At 71.9% G+C, this 21,136-nt stretch carries 23 protein-coding genes; 14 read left to right on the forward strand and 9 right to left on the reverse strand.

Translation table 11 applies throughout. The annotated features are described in order from the left end of the window. Window positions 1-75 precede the first annotated feature (75 nt). Window positions 76-942: an HhH-GPD family protein gene (locus tag ABD205_RS06025; RefSeq protein ID WP_344043413.1), complete on the reverse strand. Its 867-nt coding sequence runs from the start codon at window positions 940-942 to the stop codon at window positions 76-78. A gap of 82 nt (window positions 943-1,024) precedes the next feature. Here ABD205_RS06025 and ABD205_RS06030 point away from each other — a divergent pair, with 82 nt between their 5' ends. Next, window positions 1,025-1,840: a hypothetical protein gene (locus ABD205_RS06030; protein WP_344043415.1), complete on the forward strand. Its 816-nt coding sequence runs from the start codon at window positions 1,025-1,027 to the stop codon at window positions 1,838-1,840. A 142-nt stretch (window positions 1,841-1,982) separates the two neighbouring features. On the opposite strand, the gene disA is transcribed toward ABD205_RS06030, so the two are convergent. Both disA and radA read right to left on the reverse strand, forming a co-directional pair. After that, window positions 1,983-3,065, reverse strand: a complete 1,083-nt coding sequence (disA, locus tag ABD205_RS06035; protein WP_344043417.1) for a DNA integrity scanning diadenylate cyclase DisA — start codon at window positions 3,063-3,065, stop codon at window positions 1,983-1,985. A 50-nt stretch (window positions 3,066-3,115) separates the two neighbouring features. Further along, window positions 3,116-4,543 carry a DNA repair protein RadA gene (gene radA / locus ABD205_RS06040; RefSeq protein ID WP_344043419.1) on the reverse strand — a complete coding sequence of 476 codons (1,428 nt, stop codon included), beginning with the start codon at window positions 4,541-4,543 and terminating at the stop codon, window positions 3,116-3,118. 101 nt (window positions 4,544-4,644) lie between these two features. Here radA and ABD205_RS06045 point away from each other — a divergent pair, with 101 nt between their 5' ends. Next, entirely contained in the window at window positions 4,645-5,712 is a 1,068-nt protein-coding gene (locus tag ABD205_RS06045; RefSeq protein WP_344043421.1) for a LacI family DNA-binding transcriptional regulator, read from the forward strand. A gap of 32 nt (window positions 5,713-5,744) precedes the next feature. Here the strand turns inward: ABD205_RS06045 and ABD205_RS06050 are convergent, their stop codons facing one another. Then, window positions 5,745-6,236, reverse strand: coding sequence for a hypothetical protein (locus ABD205_RS06050; protein WP_344043422.1), 492 nt, complete (start codon window positions 6,234-6,236; stop codon window positions 5,745-5,747). A 69-nt stretch (window positions 6,237-6,305) separates the two neighbouring features. Between ABD205_RS06050 and ABD205_RS06055 the strand changes: the two genes are divergently transcribed. Further along, entirely contained in the window at window positions 6,306-7,490 is a 1,185-nt protein-coding gene (locus tag ABD205_RS06055; protein WP_344043424.1) for an NAD(P)/FAD-dependent oxidoreductase, read from the forward strand. A 70-nt stretch (window positions 7,491-7,560) separates the two neighbouring features. Here the strand turns inward: ABD205_RS06055 and ABD205_RS06060 are convergent, their stop codons facing one another. The 3 genes from ABD205_RS06060 to ABD205_RS06070 all read right to left on the reverse strand — a co-directional run bounded on the left by ABD205_RS06060 (window position 7,561) and on the right by ABD205_RS06070 (window position 9,785). After that, window positions 7,561-8,244: a class I SAM-dependent methyltransferase gene (locus tag ABD205_RS06060; protein WP_344043426.1), complete on the reverse strand. Its 684-nt coding sequence runs from the start codon at window positions 8,242-8,244 to the stop codon at window positions 7,561-7,563. A gap of 17 nt (window positions 8,245-8,261) precedes the next feature. Next, the gene (locus ABD205_RS06065; protein ID WP_344043428.1) at window positions 8,262-8,921 is read right to left on the reverse strand and encodes a VOC family protein; all 660 of its coding nucleotides are present in this window, start codon (window positions 8,919-8,921) and stop codon (window positions 8,262-8,264) included. A 102-nt stretch (window positions 8,922-9,023) separates the two neighbouring features. After that, on the reverse strand, window positions 9,024-9,785 hold the full coding sequence (locus ABD205_RS06070) for a DUF3109 family protein (protein WP_344043430.1): 762 nt from the start codon (window positions 9,783-9,785) through the stop codon (window positions 9,024-9,026). A gap of 86 nt (window positions 9,786-9,871) precedes the next feature. Between ABD205_RS06070 and ABD205_RS06075 the strand changes: the two genes are divergently transcribed. The 6 genes from ABD205_RS06075 (at window position 9,872) to proC (ending at window position 14,794) form a co-directional block, all read left to right on the forward strand. Beyond that, window positions 9,872-10,822: a Ppx/GppA family phosphatase gene (locus tag ABD205_RS06075; protein ID WP_344043432.1), complete on the forward strand. Its 951-nt coding sequence runs from the start codon at window positions 9,872-9,874 to the stop codon at window positions 10,820-10,822. Next, window positions 10,819-11,610 carry a sugar phosphate isomerase/epimerase family protein gene (locus ABD205_RS06080; RefSeq protein WP_344043434.1) on the forward strand — a complete coding sequence of 264 codons (792 nt, stop codon included), beginning with the start codon at window positions 10,819-10,821 and terminating at the stop codon, window positions 11,608-11,610. Before ABD205_RS06075 ends, ABD205_RS06080 begins: the two co-directional genes overlap by 4 nt. Window positions 11,611-11,628: 18 nt before the next feature. Beyond that, entirely contained in the window at window positions 11,629-12,219 is a 591-nt protein-coding gene (locus tag ABD205_RS06085; RefSeq protein WP_344043436.1) for a TetR/AcrR family transcriptional regulator, read from the forward strand. Window positions 12,220-12,251: 32 nt separating this feature from the next. Beyond that, window positions 12,252-12,965, forward strand: coding sequence for an ABC transporter ATP-binding protein (locus tag ABD205_RS06090; protein ID WP_344043438.1), 714 nt, complete (start codon window positions 12,252-12,254; stop codon window positions 12,963-12,965). After that, window positions 12,962-13,699 carry an ABC transporter permease gene (locus ABD205_RS06095; RefSeq protein WP_344043440.1) on the forward strand — a complete coding sequence of 246 codons (738 nt, stop codon included), beginning with the start codon at window positions 12,962-12,964 and terminating at the stop codon, window positions 13,697-13,699. The genes ABD205_RS06090 and ABD205_RS06095 overlap by 4 nt, the downstream gene beginning before the upstream one ends. A gap of 291 nt (window positions 13,700-13,990) precedes the next feature. Then, window positions 13,991-14,794 (forward strand): pyrroline-5-carboxylate reductase, encoded by an 804-nt coding sequence (gene proC / locus ABD205_RS06100; protein WP_344043442.1) that lies wholly within the window; start codon window positions 13,991-13,993, stop codon window positions 14,792-14,794. A gap of 10 nt (window positions 14,795-14,804) precedes the next feature. On the opposite strand, the gene ABD205_RS06105 is transcribed toward proC, so the two are convergent. Then, window positions 14,805-15,278 carry a DUF2231 domain-containing protein gene (locus tag ABD205_RS06105; protein ID WP_344043444.1) on the reverse strand — a complete coding sequence of 158 codons (474 nt, stop codon included), beginning with the start codon at window positions 15,276-15,278 and terminating at the stop codon, window positions 14,805-14,807. Between the two features lie 108 nt (window positions 15,279-15,386). On the opposite strand from ABD205_RS06105, the gene ABD205_RS06110 reads away from it, so the two are divergent. The 5 genes from ABD205_RS06110 to ABD205_RS06130 all read left to right on the forward strand — a co-directional run bounded on the left by ABD205_RS06110 (window position 15,387) and on the right by ABD205_RS06130 (window position 19,720). Next, the gene (locus ABD205_RS06110) at window positions 15,387-16,571 is read left to right on the forward strand and encodes an acetoin utilization protein AcuC (protein WP_344043446.1); all 1,185 of its coding nucleotides are present in this window, start codon (window positions 15,387-15,389) and stop codon (window positions 16,569-16,571) included. Between the two features lie 185 nt (window positions 16,572-16,756). After that, complete coding sequence (locus ABD205_RS06115; protein ID WP_344043448.1) at window positions 16,757-16,957, forward strand: helix-turn-helix domain-containing protein; 201 nt, start codon at window positions 16,757-16,759, stop codon at window positions 16,955-16,957. 327 nt (window positions 16,958-17,284) lie between these two features. Beyond that, window positions 17,285-17,386 carry a 30S ribosomal protein bS22 gene (locus tag ABD205_RS06120; RefSeq protein WP_017933175.1) on the forward strand — a complete coding sequence of 34 codons (102 nt, stop codon included), beginning with the start codon at window positions 17,285-17,287 and terminating at the stop codon, window positions 17,384-17,386. Between the two features lie 103 nt (window positions 17,387-17,489). Then, window positions 17,490-18,530 (forward strand): NAD-dependent epimerase/dehydratase family protein, encoded by a 1,041-nt coding sequence (locus ABD205_RS06125; RefSeq protein ID WP_344043453.1) that lies wholly within the window; start codon window positions 17,490-17,492, stop codon window positions 18,528-18,530. Continuing rightward, window positions 18,527-19,720 (forward strand): lysophospholipid acyltransferase family protein, encoded by a 1,194-nt coding sequence (locus ABD205_RS06130; RefSeq protein WP_344043455.1) that lies wholly within the window; start codon window positions 18,527-18,529, stop codon window positions 19,718-19,720. The genes ABD205_RS06125 and ABD205_RS06130 overlap by 4 nt, the downstream gene beginning before the upstream one ends. 49 nt (window positions 19,721-19,769) lie before the next feature. Here ABD205_RS06130 and ABD205_RS06135 read toward each other — a convergent pair whose 3' ends face one another. Next, window positions 19,770-21,035 (reverse strand): DUF5667 domain-containing protein, encoded by a 1,266-nt coding sequence (locus ABD205_RS06135; protein ID WP_344043457.1) that lies wholly within the window; start codon window positions 21,033-21,035, stop codon window positions 19,770-19,772. Between the last annotated feature and the right edge of the window lie 101 nt (window positions 21,036-21,136).

Below are 21,136 nucleotides of genomic sequence, written 5' to 3' on the forward strand. Positions count from 1 at the left end.
CGACTCGGCGTTTCTGGAGTGCGAGGATGCGCCGACTCGGCGTTTCTGGAGTGCGAGGATGCGCCGACTCGGCGACTATCCCGGCAGCGCGAACGTGTCCGGGCCGACCTGGCTGGCGAGTCCGTCCTCGAGCAGCCCGGCGAGGGAGCGGTCCCGCTGGGCCGGCTTGTCCCAGACCGCCTCGAGGGCGGTGCGGTGCACGGGTCCGTCGGCATCGCGCAGGACGGCCATGAGTCGACCGCGGCACTGCCGGTCGGTCCCGGCCCAGGCCTGTGCCTTCCGCTCCGGTCCCGAGTACGCCGGCCGGCCGGCCTCCTGCCAGGCGCACAGCCGCGCCACGGGGCAGGCGTCGCAGCGCGGCGACGCGGCCGTGCAGACGAGGGCGCCGAGCTCCATGACCGCCACGGACCAGACCGGGGCCGAGTCGTCGTGGGGGAGCACCGTCTCGGCGAGCGCGCGCTCGGCCTTGGTGACGCTGGGTGCGGGGAGCTCCTGCCCCGCGAGCAGGCGGGCCAGCACCCGCCGGACGTTGGTGTCGAGCACGACGTGGCGCCGGCCGAAGCCGAACGACGCCACGGCTGCCGCGGTGTAGTCGCCGATCCCGGGAAGGGCCAGCAGGCCGTCGTACGACGACGGGACGTGGCCGCCGTGCTGCTCCACGATCGCCGTCGCAGCGGCGTGCAGGCGCAGCGCCCGGCGCGGGTAGCCGAGGCGGCCCCAGGCCCGGACCGCCTCGCCGCTGGGCTCGGCCGCGAGCGCCCCCGGCGTCGGCCAGCGCTCCATCCACGCCTCCCAGACCGGGAGGACCCGGACGACGGGCGTCTGCTGGAGCATGAACTCGCTGACCATGACGCCCCACGGGGTCGCCTCGGGGCGGCGCCACGGGAGGTCGCGCTGGTGGGCGTCGTACCAATCCAGGACGGCGGTGTGCAGATCGGTCATGACGCGGTCGATTCTGCCCCGTCGGGCGGCGCCACGGAGTGGCACCCCGGCTCGGGCGGCGCGCGGCCTTAACCTGACGCGCATGACGTCGCTGACCCGTGGGCCCCTGCAGGCCGGGGTGTACTGGCGCCGGCGCCTCGCGGTCCTCGGCGTGGTGCTGCTCCTCGTGATCGGCATCTCGCGCATGTTCGGGGGCGGCGGCGAGGACCCGAACGCGAAGGCGACGAACGTCTCGGCGCGGACGACGCCGACTCCGTCGGTGACGCCTTCGCCGACCGCGACGACGTCGTCACCGAGCGTCGCGGCGACCCCGACGACGACACCCGCTCCGGCACCCACGCCGACGGTCAGCGCCGCGCCGACCCTGCCGGCCCCCACGGGCCGCTGCTCCGACGACGACGTCGTCGTGGCTCCGTCGGTCACCGACGCTCAGGCGACGCGGACGGTCATCCTGCGTCTCACGCTGCGCACGATGGTGACGACCGCCTGCACGTGGCGGACGAGCTCGCACTCGATCCAGATGAAGATCACGTCGGGCTCCGACCGGATCTGGTCGACAATCGACTGCCCGCGCGCGATCCCGACGCAGGACGTCGTCGTACGCCGCGACAGCGACGCCGTCGTCAACGTCGCCTGGAACTCCCGCCGGTCCGACGAGACCTGCTCGAGCCACACCCAGTGGGCGGTGCCGGGCTACTACCACGTGGCGGTCGCCGCGCTGGGCGGTGAGCCGCGGGACATCCAGTTCGCGCTCACCAAGCCGCGCCCGCTCCCGAAGCCGACGCCGACACCGACGCCGGCGGCCTCCCCGACCGCAACGGCGGCTGCCGGGGCCCGCCAGGAGCCGCAGAGCAACCCGCAGACGAAGGTGAAGAAGAAGCACCGCCGCGTCGACTGACGCCCTGAGACGCCGAGTCGGCGCATCCTCGCAGTGCTGAGACGCCGAGTCGGCGCAACCTCGCAGTGCTGAGACGCCGAGTCGGCGCATCCTCGCAGCTCGCTGGCGCTCGCGTGCGAGGTTGCGCCGACTCGGCGATGGGTCAGACGTAGCGCTCGAGGATCGTCGACTCGGCGAGACGGGACAGTCCCTCGCGGACCGACCGGGCGCGCAGCTCGCCGACGCCGTCGACGGCCTGCAGGTCGTCGATCCCCGCGGAGAGCAGCTTCTGAAGCGTGCCGAAGTGGTCGACGAGCCTGTCGACGACGCTGACGGGCAGGCGCGGGACCTTCGCGAGGAGCCGGTAGCCGCGCGGCGTGACAGCACCGTCCAGGTGCTCGCTGTTGCCGAGGCCGAGGACGCGCGCGGTGGCAGCCGGGTCGACCAGCTCGGTGGCCGACAGGGCCTCCAGCTGGGCGAGCAGCTCCTCGGGGCTCTTCGACCGTCGGCCGCGGGGCAGGTAGTCGCGGATCACCAGCTCGCGCTCGGCGTCGACACCGGTCACGAGCTCCTCCAGCTGGAGGGCGAGCAGGCGACCGTCGGTGCCGAGCTCGACGATGTAGTCCTCGATCTCGCGGGCGATGCGCGTGACCATCTCGAGCCGCTGCGCCACGACGGCGACGTCGCGCACCGTGACCAGGTCCTCGATCTCGAGCGCCGAGAGCGTGGAGGCGACCTCATCGAGGCGCATCTTGTAACGCTCGAGGGTCGCCAGTGCCTGGTTGGCGCGCGACAGGATCTGTCCGGAGTCCTCGAGGACGTGCCGGGTCTCGCCGACGTACGCCGCGATGATCTGCATGGACTGCGACACCGAGACGACCGGGAAGCCGGTCTGCCGCGCGACGCGGTCGGCCGTGCGGTGACGCGTGCCGGTCTCGTTCGACGGCAGCGTGTGGTCCGGCATGAGGTGTACGGCGGCCTTGATGATCCGGCTGATGTTGGAGTCGAGGATGAGCGCGCCATCCATCTTCGCCAGCTCGCGCAGACCGGTCGACGTGAACGGCACGTCGAGCTGGAAGCCACCGGTCGAGATCGAGTCGACGGTCCTGTCGAAACCGAGCACGATCAGCGCGCCGGTGCGACCGCGCAGGATGCGCTCCAACCCGTCGCGCAAGGCGGTGCCGGGCGCGATCTGGGCGAGGGTCTCGCGCAGCTTGAGGGTGTCCTCAGGGCGGTCAGGACCCAACGCCTCTGCCTCCTCATGTATGACGGCGTGCCGAGTCTATCCGCGTGGGCTCAGAATTCGGGATCGTCGCGAAGGTGTGACTCGCGCACCGGCGTCGTCAGCCGGAGGAACTCCAGCGCCGACCGGACGTCGCCGAGCTCGAAGACCCGCATCCCGTCGACCCTGCGCTCGCGCACCGTGGCGGAGCGCTCGCCGGGCTCGGCCGGGACGACGGCGACCGAGAATCCGAGCCGGGCGGCCTCGGCCAGCCGCTGCGGCAGGTCGCGCACCCGCCGCAGCTCACCTGCCAGACCGATCTCACCCATCGCGACGACGCCGGGCGGAGTCGGGTCGCCGGTCGTCGCCGAGGCCAGCGCGACGGCGACCGCGAGGTCGCTCGCGGGCTCGGAGAGCCGGGCACCACCGACGGTCGAGGCGAAGATGTCGCGGACCGCCAGACCGTAGCCGCAATGTCGCTGCAGGACGGCCAGGACCATCGCCACCCGCGAGCCGTCGAGACCTGAGGTCGTCCGTCGCGGCCTGTCGAGCGCCGACGCGGTCACCAGCGCCTGCACCTCCGCCAGCATCGGCCGGCGGCCTTCCATCGTCACCGCCACGCAGGTGCCGGAGACGGGCTGGTGATGCCGCTCCACGAACAGCCCGGTCGGGTCGGTGACGGCCGTGATCCCGTCGGCGGAGAGGTCGAAGCAGCCGACCTCGTCGACCGGCCCGAAGCGGTTCTTCATCGCCCGGACCATGCGGAAGCGCGAGTTGCGGTCGCCCTCGAAGTGCAGCACCACGTCGACGAGGTGCTCGAGCACCCGCGGCCCGGCGATGGAGCCGTCCTTCGTCACGTGGCCGACCAGGACGGTGGTGATGTTGCGGGTCTTCGCGGTGCGCACCAGGGCCGCCGCGACCTCCTTCACCTGCGCGACGCCGCCCGGGACGCCGTCGACACCGGCTGCCCCGATCGTCTGGACCGAGTCGACCACGAGCAGGGCCGGCTTCGTCTCCTCGATGTGAGTCAGCACGGCGCCGAGGTCGGTCTCCGCCGCGAGATACAGCTCCGGCTGCACGGCCTCGGTGCGGTCGGCCCGCAGGCGCACCTGGGAGGCCGACTCCTCACCCGAGACGTAGAGCGCCCGACGCTGGTAGCGGGCCGTCTGAGCGGCCACCTCGAGCAGCAGCGTCGACTTTCCGACACCGGGCTCGCCGGCGAGCAGGATCACCGCCCCGGGGACGAGCCCGCCTCCCAGCACGCGGTCGAGCTCGGGCACGCCCGAGGACCGGTAAGCCGACTGCTCGACCGAGACCTCGCCGATCGGCACGGCCTTGGCCGACACCGGCGCAGCCGCCGTACGCCCCACCGTCGCGACCGCCGTCTCCGCCACCGAGCCCCAGGCCTGGCACTCGCCGCACCTGCCGACCCACTTGACCGCCTCCCAGCCGCACTCGGAGCAGCGGAAGGCGGGTCGCGGCTTCGGGGCGGCTTTCGACATGGGCAGGACGCTAGGCCAGGCCACCGACATCCGGGGGACGCCCTCCCGGCAGGTCGCCCGAGTCTTCGCGGGCAGGGCCCGAAGACTCGTATGCTGGCCGCGTGTTGGAACGATCAAGGCTCGAGGCCGGCCGACGGGCGCGTTTCTCCGTCTCGGCGCCGACCTTGGCCGACGTCGCGGAGCTCGCGGGCGTCTCCCGCCAGACGGTCTCGAACGCCGTCAACAACCCCGACCTGCTCCGCGCCGACACCCTCGCGCGGGTGCAGCAGGCGATCGACGAGCTCGGCTACAAGCCGAACCGGGCGGCCCGCAACCTGCGCACCCGCTCCTCGCACCTGATCGGGCTGCGGATCTCCCCGGTCCAGGAGGGGACGGCGAGCGCCGTGATGGACCGCTTCGTGCACTCGCTCGTCGACAAGAGCGGCGAAGCGGGCTACCACGTCATGCTCTTCACCAGCGACCACGAGGACCCGCTGGCCGGCTACGACGATCTGCTCCGCTCGACGGCTGTCGACGCGTTCGTCGTCACCGACACCTACTTCGGCGAGGAGCAGGCGGCGTGGCTGCGCGAGCGGCGTGCCCCCTTCGTGGCCTTCGGCAGGCCGTGGGACGACACCAGCGCCCGGCACCCGTGGGTCGACGTCGATGGCGCCGCCGGCGCGGACCTCGCCACGGCGCACCTCATCGAGAAGGGGCACACCCGGATCGCCTGGATCGGCTGGAGGAAGGACTCCGTGCTCGGTGAGGAGCGTCGCTCGGGCTGGGTCCGCGCCATGCACCGCGCCGGCCTGCCCACGACGGGCCTCGCCTCCCGCGTGGAGGACGCCGTCGCGTCCGGACGCGGCGCCTCGGGGGTCATGCTCGACGAGGCGGCGCCGACGGCGTTCGTCTGCGCCTCCGACACGTTGGCCGTCGGCGTCATGCACACGCTCGCGGAGCGCCGCCTGCAGGCCGGAGACGACGTCGCCGTGGTCGGGTTCGACGACAGCCAGGTGGCGCAGACGGTGTGGCCCGGCCTCACCAGCGTCCGGCAGCCGCTGGAGGAGGCGGCCATCGAGGTGGTCAAGGCCCTCGAGGGGCTGCTCGCGACACCGTCCCAGGTCGGCCCCGGCGTGATGCTGACGCCGACGCTGGAGATCCGCGGCACGAGCGGGCCCGACCGGGCCTGAGGACGCGGCACGGGATCCGTCGGAGCTGACGATCAGGACCGTGCGAGAAGCTGGATCACGCTAAACAGCGCTGCGCCGGCGAAGTAGAGCACGAGCATCACGCCGAGCGCGCGGAAGAACATCTGCGCTTCGCGAGACATACGGCGATCCCAGCCCCGTGTCCACTTCGTCTCGGCGCACGTCTTGCCGAAGCAGAGCTCCGAGCGCGCCGGATAAGCGCGGTAGTAGAACACGAACTCGTTGACGTCGATGCCTTTGATGCCCTGTGTGACCGTGAATCGCCATGTGATCCGGCATGGACCTCCAAGGCACGTCCTCGTGGAGTAGATGAATGGCTTCTGCGTCACTCGAAGGCTCTCGAACGGCGTCGCGAACGGGTTGAAAGCGCCCGGGAACGAGATGTTCGGTTGAGTCGCCCACTTGATGAATGTGCCGTTGTGGCAGATGCGTTCGGTGACGTCGACGTGGTGACCGAAGAACGGAGTTGGCCCCGGCGTGACGCCGACGCTGGAGATCCGCGGCACGAGCGGGCCCGACCGGGCCTGACGAGACCGGCACTGGCCCGATTCCCCAGAGGGCGCGACGATGTGGCCATGGAGACCCTCGAGACGCCACGGAGCGTCGTCGTCATCGGTGCCGGACTGGCGGCTGCGAACGCCGTCGAGACCCTCCGCGAGAGCGGGTTCGACGGCAGCATCACGGTGGTCGGCCGCGAGCCGCACCCGCCGTACGAGCGCCCACCGTTGACCAAGGGCTTCCTGACCGGCGCCGACCCGATCGAGGCCGCGTTCCCGCACGACACCGACTGGTACGCCGACAAGTCGATCCGACTCCTGTCCGGCACCGCCGCCACCGGGATCGACCGGGACACAGGCACCGTCACGCTCGACACAGGCGAGACCCTGTCGTACGACGCCCTGCTGCTCGCGACCGGCGCGTCACCCCGCGTCCCCGACCTCCCGGGGGCGGAGTCCGCCCTCTACGTCCGGACGATCGACGACTCCCAGCGGCTCAAGGCGGCCTTCGAGCAGGGCGGGCGCGTCGCGATCGTCGGCGGTGGCTGGATCGGGCTCGAGGTGGCGGCGGCCGCTCGCGGCTACGGCCGCGACGTGACGGTGATCGAGCAGTTCGACCTGCCGCTCGGGCACATCCTCGGCGCGGAGATCGCGACGTACCTGCGCGACCTGCACGTCCGCAACGGCGTCGACGTGCGCACCGGGGTGACGGTCTCGGCCATCACGCCGGAGGGCGTGGAGACCTCGACGGGGGCCGTGCCGGCCGACATCGTGGTGGTCGCGGTCGGCGTCGCCCCGGACGTCGAGCTGGCCGTGGCGGCCGGGCTCGAGGTCGAGGACGGGATCGTCGTCGACGAGCACCTGCGGACCTCCGACCCCCGCATCTATGCCGCGGGCGACGTCGCGAACGCCTCGAACACCGCGCTCGGCAGGCGCGTGCGGGTGGAGCACTGGGACAACGCGATCCGGCAGGGCAAGCTCGCGGGCCGCGTCATCGGCGGCGAGGACGCTGCCTACGACTGGCTGCCGTACTTCTACACCGACCAGTTCGACTTCTCCATGGAGTACGTCGGCCGCTCCGCGCCCGGCGACGAGGTCGTCGTCCGCGGCTCGCTGGCGGACAACGAGTTCATCGCCTACTGGCTCTCGGGCACCACGGTGACGGCGGCGATGAACGTCAACGTCTGGGACGTCAACGACCGGCTGCGCGAGATCGTCGGCACCAGCGTCGACCGGGACGAGCTCACCGACCTGCGGTCCTGAGCCCGCCAGGCTTGAGTGTCTCGGCCACCCCTGGGTGGCCGAGACACTCAGGCCTGGGGCGTCGGTCGGCTCAGAACCGCTTCCACCACAGGTTGACCGCGTAGTCGACCTCGGTCCCCTCGTGCGAGGACAGGACCTCGTCGGCGACCTCGGGCGTGAACTCGATGCGCACGACCGCCTCCAGGTCGGCGCGCGACCCGAACGACCAGCCCATGTCGACCGGGACACGGGTCCAGCCACGGGTCGACCAGAACCGTTCGACGGCGACCGGGTCGACCATCGGGTAGCCGCGCCGGAACCATGCGCCGAACGTCGACCGGGTGGCGTCGTTGTCGATCACCATCGCGGTGCCGCCGCGGCGTACGACCCGCGCCAGCTCGGCCAGGCCCGGCTCGCTCCCGGGGCCAAAGAAGTAGGCCCACCGCACGTGCACCACGTCGACCGAGGCGGGTGGCAGCGGGATGGCCTGGGCGATGCCTTCGAGGACCTCGACGTGCTCGAGCCTGCGCGTACGACGACGGGCGAGCGCTACCAGCGCGGGGTGCGGCTCGACGCCGGTCACCGACCGCGCGGTCTCCGCGAAGCGCGGCAGGTGGTAGCCGGTGCCGCAGCCGAGGTCGAGCACGTCGCGCGCGGTCCAGGCGTCGCCGCCGGCGACCGACTCCATCGCCTGCCACAGCGCGCCCCGGGGGTCGGCGGCCCTGTTCTCGATCTCGTAGGTCGCCGTGTGGTGCCAGATGTTCGGGCTCGGCACCGCCCCTTCGAGGTGGGTCAGATCCGGACCGTGCCGTTGGGAGTCGCGAACTGGACCGCGACGATGCCGGGCGTGCCGTGCTCGGCGACCCACTCGATCTGGACGTTCTCCGCAGGCTTGCCGGTCCAGGGGTCCACACGGTCGCGGAGCGACTCGCCGAGGTAGTCGCGGACGCGCTGCGGGTCGCCCGAGATCTCCACGGTCGTCAGGGTGACGTCGGAGCCGGCGTTGCCCGGGTGCAGCTCCGCCGGCGACTCCCACTGCAGGAAGTAGGGCAGCTGCGGGTCGACGATGAGGTCGCTGAGGCCCAGCTGCCTCCAACGCAGCTCGGTGCCGTCGGGCTTGTGCCGGTTGCCGGGCACGGCCGGACGGCCGAGCCGCTCCTCGACGCGGCCGATGTCGTCGACCGAGACGACCCAGCCGAGCCAGCCGCCGCCGATCCCGGATCGCGCCTTGACGGCCTGGCCGAACGGAGCCTTGTCCGAGGCCGGGTGGTCGAGGCACTCGACGACCTCGAGGTAGATGCCGCCACGAAGCGGCAGCGTGTAGTTGCGTGTCCCGAAGCGCGGATGGACGCCACCGTCCTCGAACTCTTGTCCCAGGAGCTCGCCGATGCGCTTCGCGGTGCCGACCAGCCCGTCGGGGCCCGCGGCGTATGAGAGATGGTCCAGGCGCATGCCCAGATTCTGAACAACTCCTGAGAAAGCCCTCACACGGGGGTCCGGATCTCTTGACGTCGAGAGGTAGCGACGGCTATGTGACGCGACTGTCTGCGCAGGTCAGCGCGGGTCGGCAGGGTGGAGCGCGAGCGCCGAGCGGGAGCGCAGGTGCGCCTCGCAGTGGTTCTTGAGCTCGTCGTACGCCGCTTGGCCCATGAGCGCGACCAACTCGGGTTCGTGTGTCACGAAGACCGGCTCGACGGCGGTGTGCGCCTCGGTGTTGCCCGAGCAGTACCAGTCCAGGTCGTGCCCGCCCGGACCCCAGCCGCGGCGGTCGTACTCGGTGATCGTCACCTCGGTGTACGTCGACCCGTCCTGCCGCTCCACGTCGCGGAAAGCGCGCTTGATCGGCAGCTGCCAGCACACGTCCGGCTTGGTCTCGACGTGGGAGCGGTCCTGCTTCATCGCGAGGATGTGGAGGGCGCACCCGGCGCCCTGCGGCGCGCCGGGGCGGTTCTGGAAGACGCACGCCTGCTGGCCGCCGGCGACGACCGTGCGGGTCTTGCGGGCGCCCTCCTCGTCCTTCTCCACCCAGTCGCGTGTGCGCACCTCGCCCTTCGGCATGAGCTGCCACTCGTCCTCGGTCAGCTGCGCGACGAACCCCGCGACCCTCTTCTCGTCGTCCTTGTCCGCGAAGTGGGCGCCCAGGGTGCAGCACCCCATGTCCGGGGCGTCCGCGTAGATGCCTTTGCAACCGCCGCCGAAGATGCACTGGTACGCCGACGTGAGCCAGGTCAGGTCGCAGCGCATCACCTCCGACTCGTCGTCGGGGTTGGTGAACTCCACCCACGCGCGCGGGAAGTCCAACGGCACCTCGGGCATGCCGCAACCCTACGTGCGGGCCGTCAGTCGGAGGCGCCGCGGACCGATCGGCACGTCGCGACGCCTCGCCCGGTAGCGTGGGTGGCATGCGGCTGGGCGTGCTGGACATCGGCTCCAACACCGGGCATCTCCTCGTGGTGGATGCCCACGGTGGAGCGGCCCCGCTCCCGGCGTACTCCTTCAAGCAGCCGCTGCGGCTCGCCGAGCACCTCGACGAGACCGGCGCAGTCAGCCCGCGCGGGATCGACGCGCTGACCGACTTCACCCGGGAGTCGGTCCGGGTCGCGGAGGACAAGGGCTGCAGCGAGATGCTCGCGTTCGCAACCTCCGCGGTGCGCGACGCGGTCAACTCCGACGCCGTGCTGGCACATGTCGCCGAGAGCACGGGCGTCACCATCGAGGTGCTGAGCGGGGAGGACGAGGCGCGGCTCACCTTCCTCGCCGTACGCCGCTGGTTCGGCTGGTCGGCCGGACGACTGGCCGTCTTCGACATCGGCGGAGGCTCCCTGGAGCTGGGCGGCGGCTCGGACGAGGCGCCCGACGTGGCCTGGTCACTGCCGCTGGGCGCCGCACGGCTCGCCCGCATCTTCGCCGGCGGTGTCCCCGACGAGGAGTCGCTGCGCGAGCTGCGCCGTCAGATCCGTGCCGACATCGCCCGCGACGCCGGACACCTGCTCCGGGCCGGCGTGCCCGACAAGGCGGTCGCGACCAGCAAGACGTTCCGCAGCCTCGCGCGCATCTGCGGCGCGGCGCCGTCCGGCGAGGGCCTGCTCGTGCGACGTACGCTGCGGCTCGCCGAACTCCGGGAGTGGCTGCCGAAGCTGATCGCCATGCCGGCCGCCGAGCTCTCCGGCCTCCCGGGCGTCAGCTCGAGCCGCGCCCACCAGATCGTGCCCGGCGCGCTGGTCGCCGAGGCGTGCATGGACATCTTCGACCTCCCCGCGCTCGAGATCTGCCCCTGGGCGCTTCGCGAGGGTGTGATCCTCGACCGACTCGACCGACTCAGCTTCCTCGCTCCCGCGGAGCCGGTTCAGTGACCCGGATCGGACTCTCGACGGTCTCGGTCTACCCCGAGTCGACCGCGCACGGCTTCGCCTACGCCGCAAGCCTCGGCTACGACGCGGTCGAGGTGATGGTGGGCGTCGACGCGCTGTCGCAACAGGTCGAGGCGGTGCGCCAGCTCTCGGTGCACCACGAGGTGCCGATCAGCGCGATCCACGCCCCGTGCCTGCTCTTCACGCAGCGCGTGTGGGGGACCGAGCCGTGGGGCAAGCTCTACCGCTCCGCCGACATGGCCCACGCGGTCGGCGCCGGCACCGTCGTGGTCCACCCGCCCTTCCGCTGGCAGAAGGAGTACGCCGCCGGCTTCGTCGCCGGCATCGAGCGGCTCGAGAAGGAGACGGGACTCTTCTTCGCGGTCGAGAACATGTATCCCTGGAAGGCGTCGTCGCGGCGCGGGGTCGAGATGTACCTCCCCGGGCGCGACCCGTCGGAGGAGTCCTACGCCAACGCGACGATCGACCTCTCGCACGCGGCGATCGCCGGCGACGACATCGTCGAGATGGCCAAGCGCCTGGGGCCGCGGCTGCGGCACATCCACCTGACCGACGGCAACGGGTCGGCCAAGGACGAGCACCTCGTGCCCGGCCGCGGCAGCACCGGGGCCGACCGCTTCCTCGAGCACCTCGCGGGCAGCGGCTTCGACGGCGAGATCGTCGTGGAGATCAACACCCGCAAGGCGACGAGCAAGGCCGACCGGGAGACCGATCTGCGCGAGTCGCTGGAGTTCGCCCGCCGGCACTTCGGGGCCCGAACCCCCTCGTGAGACCGTGATGGGGCGCTGATGAGCACCGCGCGACGCGGTCGCCGGCCGGGAGCTCCCGACACGCGGGCGGCGATCCTGGCCGCGGCGCGAGAGCGGTTCGCGAACGTCGGCTACGGGCCGACGTCGGTGCGCACCATCGCGGCCGAGGCGGGTGTCGACCCCGCGCTCGTGCACCACTACTTCGGCAGCAAGCGCGACCTGTTCGTGGCTGCCCTCGCCCTGCCGGTCGACCCCCGTGAGGTGCTCGCGCCGGTCGTCGCGGCCGGAGCCGACGGCGCCGGCGAGCGGCTGCTCACGGCGCTCCTGGGGGTGTGGGACGACGAGGAGCGGCGCCTCCCACTGCTCGCCTTCGCGCGCAGCGTGCTCGAGGTGTCCGGTCAGCACCTGCTGCAGGACGGCTTCCTGACGGTCGTCATCGGACCGGTGCTCGTCGACCTCGGGCTCGACGACGTCGACCGCCGGCTGCCGTTCGTGGCGAGCCAGCTGGGCGGGCTCATCCTGATGCGCTACGTGCTCGAGCTCGAGCCGCTGGCCTCGATGCCCGCCGCCGACGTGGTCACGGTCGTCGGGCCGACGATCCAGCGCTACCTCACCGGCCCGCTCCCTTGATCTGAGCGCGAGGGAGGAGCAGAATTCATCACATGGTGAATTTCGCGATCGAGGCCCGCGACCTCCGGGTGGTCCGAGGTGGTCGCGAGGTGCTCCACGGGCTCGACTTCTCCGTGCCGCCCGGTGAGGTGACCGGCCTGCTGGGTCCCTCCGGATGCGGCAAGTCGACCCTGATGCGGTCGGTGGTCGGCGTACAGGCAGGCATGGCGGGGTCTCTGCAGGTGCTCGGCGAGCCGGCCGGCGCGGCGGCGCTGCGCTCCCGGATCGGCTACGTCACTCAGGCGCCCAGCGTGTACGACGACCTCACGGTCGCCGAGAACCTCGTCTTCTTCGCGCGAGTCTTCGGTCTCGGCCGCGACGAGGTCGACCGCTGCATCGAGGCGGTCGACCTCCGCGCGCAGACTGGCTCGGTGGTCCGAGAGCTGTCAGGTGGTCAACACTCGCGGGTCTCGCTCGCCGTCGCTCTCCTGGGGACGCCCGACCTGCTGGTGCTCGACGAGCCGACGGTCGGGCTCGACCCCGTCCTGCGCGAGGACCTGTGGGCGATGTTCCACCGACTCGCCGACGCCGGCGCCGGCGTGCTGGTCTCGAGCCACGTGATGGACGAGGCCGACCGCTGCGACCGGCTGCTGCTGATGCGCGACGGGGTCTTCCTCGCGGACGGGACGCCTGCCGAGATCAAGCAGAAGGCCGGCGCCGAGGACATCGAGCATGCGTTCCTGGCGATCGTGCGAGGTGCGGCATGAGCCCGCGCCGCACCCTCGCCGTCGCCGCGCGTGTGCTCACGCAGGTCCGTCGCGACCGTCGCACGCTGGCCATGCTGCTGCTCGTGCCGTCGCTGCTGATGGTGCTGCTGTGGTGGATGTTCAAGGACTCGCCGGTCTCGCCGTTCGACTCGCTGGGGCCGGCGTTGCTGGCGATCTTCCCGTTCGTCGTGATGTTCCTGGTGACCAGCGTGACGACACTGCGCGAGCGCTCCAGCGGGACCCTCGAGCGGCTGCTCGCGATGCCGCTCGGGCGCCTGGACTTCCTGGTCGGCTACGCGATCGCCTTCGGCCTGCTCGCCGCCGCCCAGTCGGTGATCGCCGTCACCGTGAGCGTGGGGCTGCTGGGCCTCGACATCAGCGGCTCGGTCCCGATGCTCGGGGTCGTGGCTGTCGCCGACGCCGTGCTCGGCACGGCTCTCGGGCTCTTCGTCAGCGCGTTCGCCCGGACGGAGTTCCAGGCGGTGCAGTTCATGCCGGTCGTGGTGATCCCGCAGATCCTGCTGTGCGGGCTCTTCATCGCGCGCGACGACCTGCCGGCCGTGCTCAGGGCCGTCAGCAACGTCCTGCCGCTCTCGTACGCCGTCGACGCGATGCAGCACCTGGTCGACTCGTCCGCGGGCGGGTCGGTGTGGGGCGACCTCGCGGTCGTGGTCGGCTTCGCGGCCGCGGGACTGGCGCTCGGTGCGGTGACGCTCCGGCGGCGTACCGCCTGACGCCCGCGCGGCCTGCGCCGCCCCGCGCTGGTTGCCCCGCGCTGGTTGCCCGCCGCCCGCCGCTCGCCAAACTGTCACCGTGATAGTTCGGGCGGTCGGTGACACTTACGAAGTGTCACTCACAACGCGAACTGTCACCGTGACAGTTTGAGCGTGCCGCCCCGCCGCCCGCCGCCCGCCAAACTGTCACCGTGATAGTTCGGGCGGTCGGTGACACTTACGAACCATCACCCACAGCGCGAACTATCACGGTGACAGTTTGGCCCGGCCGTGCCGCCTAGACTCGCGGCCATGTCCCAGCGCTCCCGCATCGCGATCGTCGGCGTCGGCAACATGGGCGAGGCGGTCCTGGCCGGTCTCGTGAAGTCAGGGCACGCCCCGGCCGACCTGTTCGCAGGCGTACGCCGGCCTGAGCACGGCGAGGAGCTGACCGCCCGCTACGGCGTGACTGCGGCGCCGGCCGCCGAGGCCGCGGCCGCGGCGGAGATCGTGGTGCTCGGCGTGAAGCCGTACGACGTCGTCGCGATGCTGTCCTCGCTCGACCTGAGGGCGGGCCAGCTCGTGGTGTCCCTCGCGGCGGGGATCACCACCGAGGTGATGGAGTCGGCCGTCCCCGACGGCGTCGCGGTCGTAAGGACCATGCCCAACACCCCGTCCGGCATCGGCGAGGGGATGACCGTCGTGGCCGGCGGGGTGAGCGCCTCGGACGACGACGTGGCCGACGCGGTCAGGCTGATGGAGGCGGTCGGCGGCGTGGCCGTCGTGCCCGAGAAGAACGTCGACGCGGCCGCCGCGATCTCCGGGTCGGGGCCGGCGTACGTGTTCTACGTGGCCGAGGCGCTCGTCGAGGCGGGTGTCCACCTCGGATTGCCGCGCGCGACCGCGTCGAAGCTCGTCACCCAGACGCTGGCGGGCTCGTCGCTGCTCCTGCGCGAGAGCGGCGAGCACCCGGCCGTGCTGCGCGAGCGGGTCACCTCGCCCGGGGGCACGACCGCCGCCGCGCTCCGGGTGCTGGAGTCGGCAGCGGTGCGGGCGGCGTTCCTCGACGCCACCCGCGCCAACCGCGACCGCTCGCGCGAGATCGCCGCGGAGTGACCGCGAACCCTCAGTGGTGCGACGCCTGCACCTGGTCGGCCCACACGGCCTTCGCGCCCGAGTCGCCGACCCGGTAGACCTGCACGCCGGTCGCCACGGCGGCGACGACGGCGAGCACCGCCACGGCAGTCGGCAGCCAGTGCGGGCCGACGAGTGCGCGTCCGGCCGCGGCACGGCGCGCGACGTAGGTCAGCGCGAGCGCGAGCACCGCGAGCGGCACGGCGAACCAGATGAGCATGTCACCCATCGCGGCGTGCCGGCCGGGGTCGCCCACGTGTCGCTCGAGCGCCTCGCCGCTCGAGGTCGCGATCGGCAGCAGGATCACCGAGGCGATCGCGGCGGCCGTGACCAACGGCCCGTACGGCGCGCGCCACCGCGGCACCAGCGCGATCGCGACCGTGCCGATCGCCGCCAGCGGCAGCAGGACGACGATCGCGTGGACGATGAGCGGGTGGACGGGCAGGCCGTTGATCAGGTCGAACATGCCACCAGCCTCGCCGGTCGCCCCTGACGACAACCTGACGGGGGGAAGGCCGGGGGCGGGTCGTGGTCGCCGAGCCGCTCACCACACGCCTCGCGGTAGGTTCGATCCGTGGAGTGCAGCGGGCCGGCGACGGTCGTCTTCGACCAGAGCCTCACGGAGTACGACTTCGGACCGACCCACCCGATGAGCCCGCTACGGATAGACCTGACGATGCGGCTCGCCGACGAGCTCGGCGTCACGGGCGGCCGCCTGCGCACCGTCCCGGCGCCGATGGCGAGCGAGGACCTGCTCGCGACGGTCCACGACCCGGCGTACATCGAGGCCGTGCAGCGCGCCGGCCGCACCCTGGAGCCGGACCTCGAGCACGGGCTCGGCACCGACGACGACCCCGTCTTCGGCAACATGCACCACGCCAGCGCCCACATCGTCGGCGCGAGCGTCGAGGCCTGCCGGCAGGTCTGGACCGGCGAGTCGGTCCACTCCGCCAATGTGATGGGCGGCCTGCACCACGCGATGCGCGGTCAGGCGAGCGGGTTCTGCATCTACAACGACGTCGCGGTGGGCATCCAGTGGCTGCTCGACAACGGCGCCGAGAAGGTGGCGTACGTCGACGTCGACGTCCACCACGGTGACGGCGTCGAACGGGCGTTCTGGGACGACCCGCGCGTCCTCACGATCAGCCTGCACGAGACCGGGCAGATGCTCTTCCCGGGCACCGGCTTCGCCAAGGACCTCGGCGGCCCCGGCGCAGAGGGCACGGCGGTCAACCTCGCGCTCCCGCCCGGCACCGCGGACGCCGGCTGGCTGCGCGCGTTCCACGCGGTCGTCCCGGACGTGCTGCACGCGTTCAAGCCGGACGTGCTCGTGACCCAGCAGGGCTGCGACTCCCACATCGAGGACCCGCTCGCGCACCTCATGCTGACCGTCGACGGTCAGCGGGCGACGTACCTCGCGCTCCACGAGCTCGCGCACGACGTCGCCGGCGGCCGCTGGGTGGCCTTCGGCGGGGGTGGGTACGCCGTGGTCGACGTCGTCCCGCGCGCCTGGACGCACCTGCTCGCGATCGTGGGCGGCAGCCCGCTCGACCCGACGCTCGACACCCCGGTCGGCTGGCGCGAGCACGTCCTCCACCGGCTCGGCCGTGTGGCGCCGGGACGGATGACCGACGGCCGTGAGCCGCGCTACCGTGACTGGCGGGAGGGCTACGACCCGGAGGCCTGGCTGGACCGTCAGGTGCACGCCACCCGGATGGCCGCGTTCCCGTTGCACGGGCTCGATCCGAGTGTCTGGTGACTCCCGAAAAGTAAAGAGTTAGAACACCTGATGATGAGAGTTGCAAGGCGACACGCCGAGAAATGGGTATTCGCACAAGTTTCCTCTTCCCCATCAGTCACATCAGGCTCTATTCTCACGGCACGCGGCGCGTGGAGCATCGGTGGGGAAGCCGGTGGCGCGCCCAAGAAAGTACGGTGGACACGATGGCTGGCAAGCCCGAACTCTCCGAGGCGAAGTTCCTGACCGTCGCCGAGGTTGCCGCGATGATGCGCGTCTCCAAGATGACCGTCTATCGCCTGGTGCATGGCGGTGACCTCCCGGCCGTTCGGGTCGGCCGCTCGTTCCGCGTCCGCGAGGACGATGCGAACGAATACATCAAAAACAGCTTCTACAACGCCGGCTGAGCGCCTCCGGCGGCGCCCTGCCTGCGTTGTCGCGCCTCGCCGGCCCGCTTCGCTCCAAGGCCGCCTTCGCCGCTCCGCCTTGGCATCGCACCACCGGAGGCGCTCAGCCGCCGCCCGACTCGCACGCTCGCGGCCCCGCCTTGCGAGCGCACGACCCGGACGACGCTGGCTCCGGAGCCTCGCGGCCCCGCCTTGCGAGCGCACGACCAGGACGACGGTGCGTCTTCACGCAGGCCCACGGGACCTCTCGATTCCGCCCGCTCAGCACGGGACGGCTAGGCTGTCCCGGTCCGGCTCGAGCCGGAGCCGGTTCTCGAAAGGTTTCCCGTGGGTTCTGTCATCAAGAAGCGTCGCAAGCGCATGGCGAAGAAGAAGCACCGCAAGCTGCTGAAGAAGACGCGAGTCGCGCGTCGCAAGCTCGGCAAGTGACGTTCGAGGTCGCACGGCTCGTCCCTGCGACCTTGCGTGGCGGGTGGTCAACTTCACCCGTCTGCGCCCGATCCCCGCTCGTCTGAGTCGATAGGGTCGCCACGTGGCCGGACGCGTCGTACTCGTCACCGGGGTCTCTCGAGACCTCGGTCGACGGTTCGCGCGCGCTGCCGCTGACCACCCCGCCGTCGAGCGGGTGATCGGTGTCGACGTCGTGCCCCCGCGCGGCGACGTCGGCGGGATGTCCTTCGTCAGAGCGGACATCCGCAACCCGGTGATCGCCAAGGTGATCGCCAAGGAGGACGTCGACACCGTCGTCCACATGAGCATCATCTCGACCCCTGGCGCCAACGGCGGCCGGTCGACGATGAAGGAGCTCAACGTCATCGGCACCATGCAGCTGTTGGCTGCGTGCCAGAAGGCGCCGAGCGTCCGTCAGCTGGTCGTGAAGTCGACGACGCACGTGTACGGCGCCAGCAGCCGTGACCCCGCCATGTTCGGCGAGGAGATGGAGCCGCGCCGACAGTCCCGCAGCGGCTATGCGAAGGACGTCGCCGAGATCGAGGGGTACGTGCGCGGCTTCGCGCGGCGACGCCCCGAAGTGCTCGTCACCTTGCTGCGCTGCGCGAACGTCCTCGGCCCGCAGGTCGAGAGCCCCATCGCGAGGTATCTCCGGATGCCGCTGATCCCGACCGTGCTCGGCTACGACCCGCGGCTGCAGTTCCTGCACGAGCGCGATCTGCTCGGCGCCATCGGCCACGCGATCGCCGCGGAGGTGCCGGGCACCTTCAACATCGCCGGCGACGGCCTGCTCACGCTCAGCCAGCTCGTACGCCGACTCCAGCGCCCGACGCTGCCGCTGCCCGGCTTCGCTCTGAGTGGGCTCGGCGGTGTCCTCAGGTCGATGCACGTCTCGGAGTTCTCACCCGAGCTGCGCGCGCTGCTGACCTTCGGCCGGGGCGTGGACACCACGCGCATGCGGCGCGACCTCGGCTTCGAGCCGCGCTACTCGACCGCCTCGACGGTCGACGACTTCGCATCGAACCTCATCCCGACCGGCGGACGCGCCGAGCGGCTGCTCGCCGACATCGAGCGACACCTGCCGTCCCAGCGCGAGTCGCTCGAGCAGGTGGCGGGGCGGTGAGCGAGCTGGAGGAGTCGGAGGGCGCCGAGGTCATCCCGATCGGCACGCGTGGTCGTCCGGGCCGCGGCACCGGGCAGCGCCCGTCGGCGGCGGCGCGCGGGCTGGCGGGCAAGTCCTCGCCCCGGACGCCGCCCCGCGTCAAGAAGGATGTCGAGCGGCCCGTCGAGCCGCCCGCAGAACCGCCCGTCGAGCAGCCCGCGGAGCAGCCGGTCGTCCACGCGGTTCCCGAGCCGCCGCTGGAGGCGACCGACGTGACCGCGCCGGTGGCCACGGTCCGCGAGCGCGCGAGGCTGGCGGGCATCCCTGTCGGAGACTGGCAGGCGGCCATCGCCGGCGCCGCCAAGGAGGTCTTCGGCGACGACTGGGAGCCCGAGCTGGCCCGCTTCCTCGCGTTCCTGCGCCGCCGCGTGACGGGGGACTACGTCGTCGACGAGTACGGCTTCGACGCCGAGCTCACCCAGCGCTTCCTGCTCGCCTCGCTGCGCCCGATCGCCGCGAAGTGGTTCCGCATCGAAGTGCGTGGCACGGAGAACATCCCCACCCGTGGCGGGGCCCTCGTCGTCTCCAACCACTCGGGCACGGTCCCCGTCGACGGCCTGATGACGATGGCCAGCATCCACGACCACACGGGCCGCTTCTTGCGCCCGCTCGGCGCCGACCTGGTCTTCCGGCTGCCGTTCGTGAGCGCCCTCGCGCGCAAGTCCGGTGCGACCCTGGCGTGCACCGAGGACGCGGAGCGCATGCTGCGCAACGGCGAGCTCGTCGGGGTCTGGCCCGAGGGCTTCAAGGGCATCGGCAAGCCCTACAGCGAGCGCTACAAGCTGCAGCGCTTCGGTCGCGGGGGCTTCGTCTCGGCGGCGCTTCGCACGGGCGTCCCGATCATCCCGCTCTCGGTCGTGGGCGCGGAGGAGATCTACCCGCTGATCGGCAACGTCCCTTCGCTGGCGCGCATCCTCGGGGTGCCGTACCTCCCGATCACGCCGTTCTTCCCGCTCCTCGGCCCGCTCGGCCTCGTGCCGCTGCCGTCGAAGTGGATCATCGAGTTCGGTGAGCCCATCCGCACCGACGAGTACGACGCGGGCGCTGCCGACGACCCGATGCTGGTCTTCAACGTCACCGACCAGGTGCGCGAGACGATCCAGCAGACGCTCTACTCACTGCTGATGCAGCGACCGTCGGTCTTCCGCTAGGCGTCGAGACCCGGATCTCGAAGGACCAGAACCCGGATCTCGGCGTGGGTCAGGGCTGAGTGGTCGGGCTCGGGCTGAGCAGCCCGCCGACGCCGTCCAAGGTGTTGCCGACTCCGCCGGTGACTCCGCCGACCGCGTCGCCCACACCGCCGACCGCGTCTCCGGCGCCGCCGAGAACGCCGCCGACGGGTCCGCCGACCTTGCCGCCCGCATCGCCGAGAGCGCCGCCGACACCGCCGACCGCGCCGCCGACGGCTCCGCCGGCGCCACCCACGACGCCGCCCAGGCTCGTCGGGGCGCTGCCGGGCTTGCTCGGGGAGCCGCCGGTCAACGGACCGGTGACGCCGGTGAGCGGGCCGGTGGCCGATCCGCCGGTGGCGGGGGACGGGACCGAGGAGGGCCCGTTCAGGCGGGGCTTGCCGGTCTTCGTGGTGGCGGGCGGCGTGCCCACCGACGACGTCGTCGCGGCACCGGCGGGCCTGGCCGCCAACAGGTCGACCAGCGTGGACGGAAGCTCGGTGATGCCGACGCCACCACCGCAGGCCGAGCAGGCCTGGGCGGCGGAGTGGTCGATCGTGAGCAGGGTCGTGGTCGCGTCGGCGAGCGCGCCGTCGAGGCTGGGGGGCAGGAGGTCGGCGAGCTGGGCCAGCGTCGTGACGCTCTGCTGGGCGAACGTGCGGAGCTCGGTGATGTCCTGGGCGTTGCCGTGGTCGGCGTACTGCGCCAGCAGGATCGTGGAGGCGTGGTTCGCGGTGTCGCCGAAGTCCTGCAGGGCCTGCTCGACCGCGCTGGTGTCGACGTCGCTCTCGCTGCCGAGGCTGCGCGCCTCGTCGAGGCGGGTGCGGGCCTGCGAGAGCAGTACGTCTGCCTTGGCGTCCTGACCCATGGTCAGCGAGGTCCGGGCGTCCTCGATGAGTCGCTTGACCGGGTAGAGGGTGTCGCCCGGCAGGGAGCCCTGCGACGCGACAGCCGAGACGGCGGTGGCGCCGACGATCGAGAAGGCCGCGATGGCGACGCCGATGCGCCGCTCGCGGGACGTCTTGGACGGGGTGCGGTGCGCGACCGTGAGACGACCGGCGGCGTGCTCGGTGGCCGGGCCGGCCGGGCTCGCCAGCGCCTCGGGCGCTGCCTCCATCAGCCGCTCGCGCAGGCTCGCGGCGAAGTCGGCACGCGGGGTGACCTCAGGCGCGGCCCGCAGCCCCTCGGCGAGCGCCGCCAGCTCCGCCAGCTCGGCGCTCGGGGCCTGCGTGAGGGTGCCCTCCACCAACGCGTCGAACTGGTCGGCGCGGCGGCGGTTCGGGAACGCCGGGCTCATCGGGGTCGTCCTTCGGTCTGGATGCGGTCGTTCGGACGCGGCAGTGTGCCGCGTGATGCCGCAGTCATCCGGACCAACGACGGGCGGAGCGAAAGGGTTAC

The organism is Nocardioides panacihumi (genome assembly GCF_039530925.1).
Lineage (GTDB): Bacteria > Actinomycetota > Actinomycetes > Propionibacteriales > Nocardioidaceae > Nocardioides > Nocardioides panacihumi.

What these genes read in the sequence shown, in the direction of transcription:
- ABD205_RS06025 (WP_344043413.1), bottom strand. Translation starts at nt 942, where the DNA reads ATGACCGATCTGCACACCGCCGTCCTGGATTGGTACGACGCCCACCAG.
- ABD205_RS06030 (WP_344043415.1), top strand. Translation starts at nt 1,025, where the DNA reads ATGACGTCGCTGACCCGTGGGCCCCTGCAGGCCGGGGTGTACTGGCGC.
- radA (WP_344043419.1), bottom strand. Translation starts at nt 4,543, where the DNA reads ATGTCGAAAGCCGCCCCGAAGCCGCGACCCGCCTTCCGCTGCTCCGAG.
- ABD205_RS06055 (WP_344043424.1), top strand. Translation starts at nt 6,306, where the DNA reads ATGGAGACCCTCGAGACGCCACGGAGCGTCGTCGTCATCGGTGCCGGA.
- ABD205_RS06065 (WP_344043428.1), bottom strand. Translation starts at nt 8,921, where the DNA reads ATGCGCCTGGACCATCTCTCATACGCCGCGGGCCCCGACGGGCTGGTC.
- ABD205_RS06070 (WP_344043430.1), bottom strand. Translation starts at nt 9,785, where the DNA reads ATGCCCGAGGTGCCGTTGGACTTCCCGCGCGCGTGGGTGGAGTTCACC.
- ABD205_RS06075 (WP_344043432.1), top strand. Translation starts at nt 9,872, where the DNA reads ATGCGGCTGGGCGTGCTGGACATCGGCTCCAACACCGGGCATCTCCTC.
- ABD205_RS06085 (WP_344043436.1), top strand. Translation starts at nt 11,629, where the DNA reads ATGAGCACCGCGCGACGCGGTCGCCGGCCGGGAGCTCCCGACACGCGG.
- ABD205_RS06090 (WP_344043438.1), top strand. Translation starts at nt 12,252, where the DNA reads ATGGTGAATTTCGCGATCGAGGCCCGCGACCTCCGGGTGGTCCGAGGT.
- ABD205_RS06095 (WP_344043440.1), top strand. Translation starts at nt 12,962, where the DNA reads ATGAGCCCGCGCCGCACCCTCGCCGTCGCCGCGCGTGTGCTCACGCAG.
- proC (WP_344043442.1), top strand. Translation starts at nt 13,991, where the DNA reads ATGTCCCAGCGCTCCCGCATCGCGATCGTCGGCGTCGGCAACATGGGC.
- ABD205_RS06105 (WP_344043444.1), bottom strand. Translation starts at nt 15,278, where the DNA reads ATGTTCGACCTGATCAACGGCCTGCCCGTCCACCCGCTCATCGTCCAC.
- ABD205_RS06115 (WP_344043448.1), top strand. Translation starts at nt 16,757, where the DNA reads ATGGCTGGCAAGCCCGAACTCTCCGAGGCGAAGTTCCTGACCGTCGCC.
- ABD205_RS06135 (WP_344043457.1), bottom strand. Translation starts at nt 21,035, where the DNA reads ATGAGCCCGGCGTTCCCGAACCGCCGCCGCGCCGACCAGTTCGACGCG.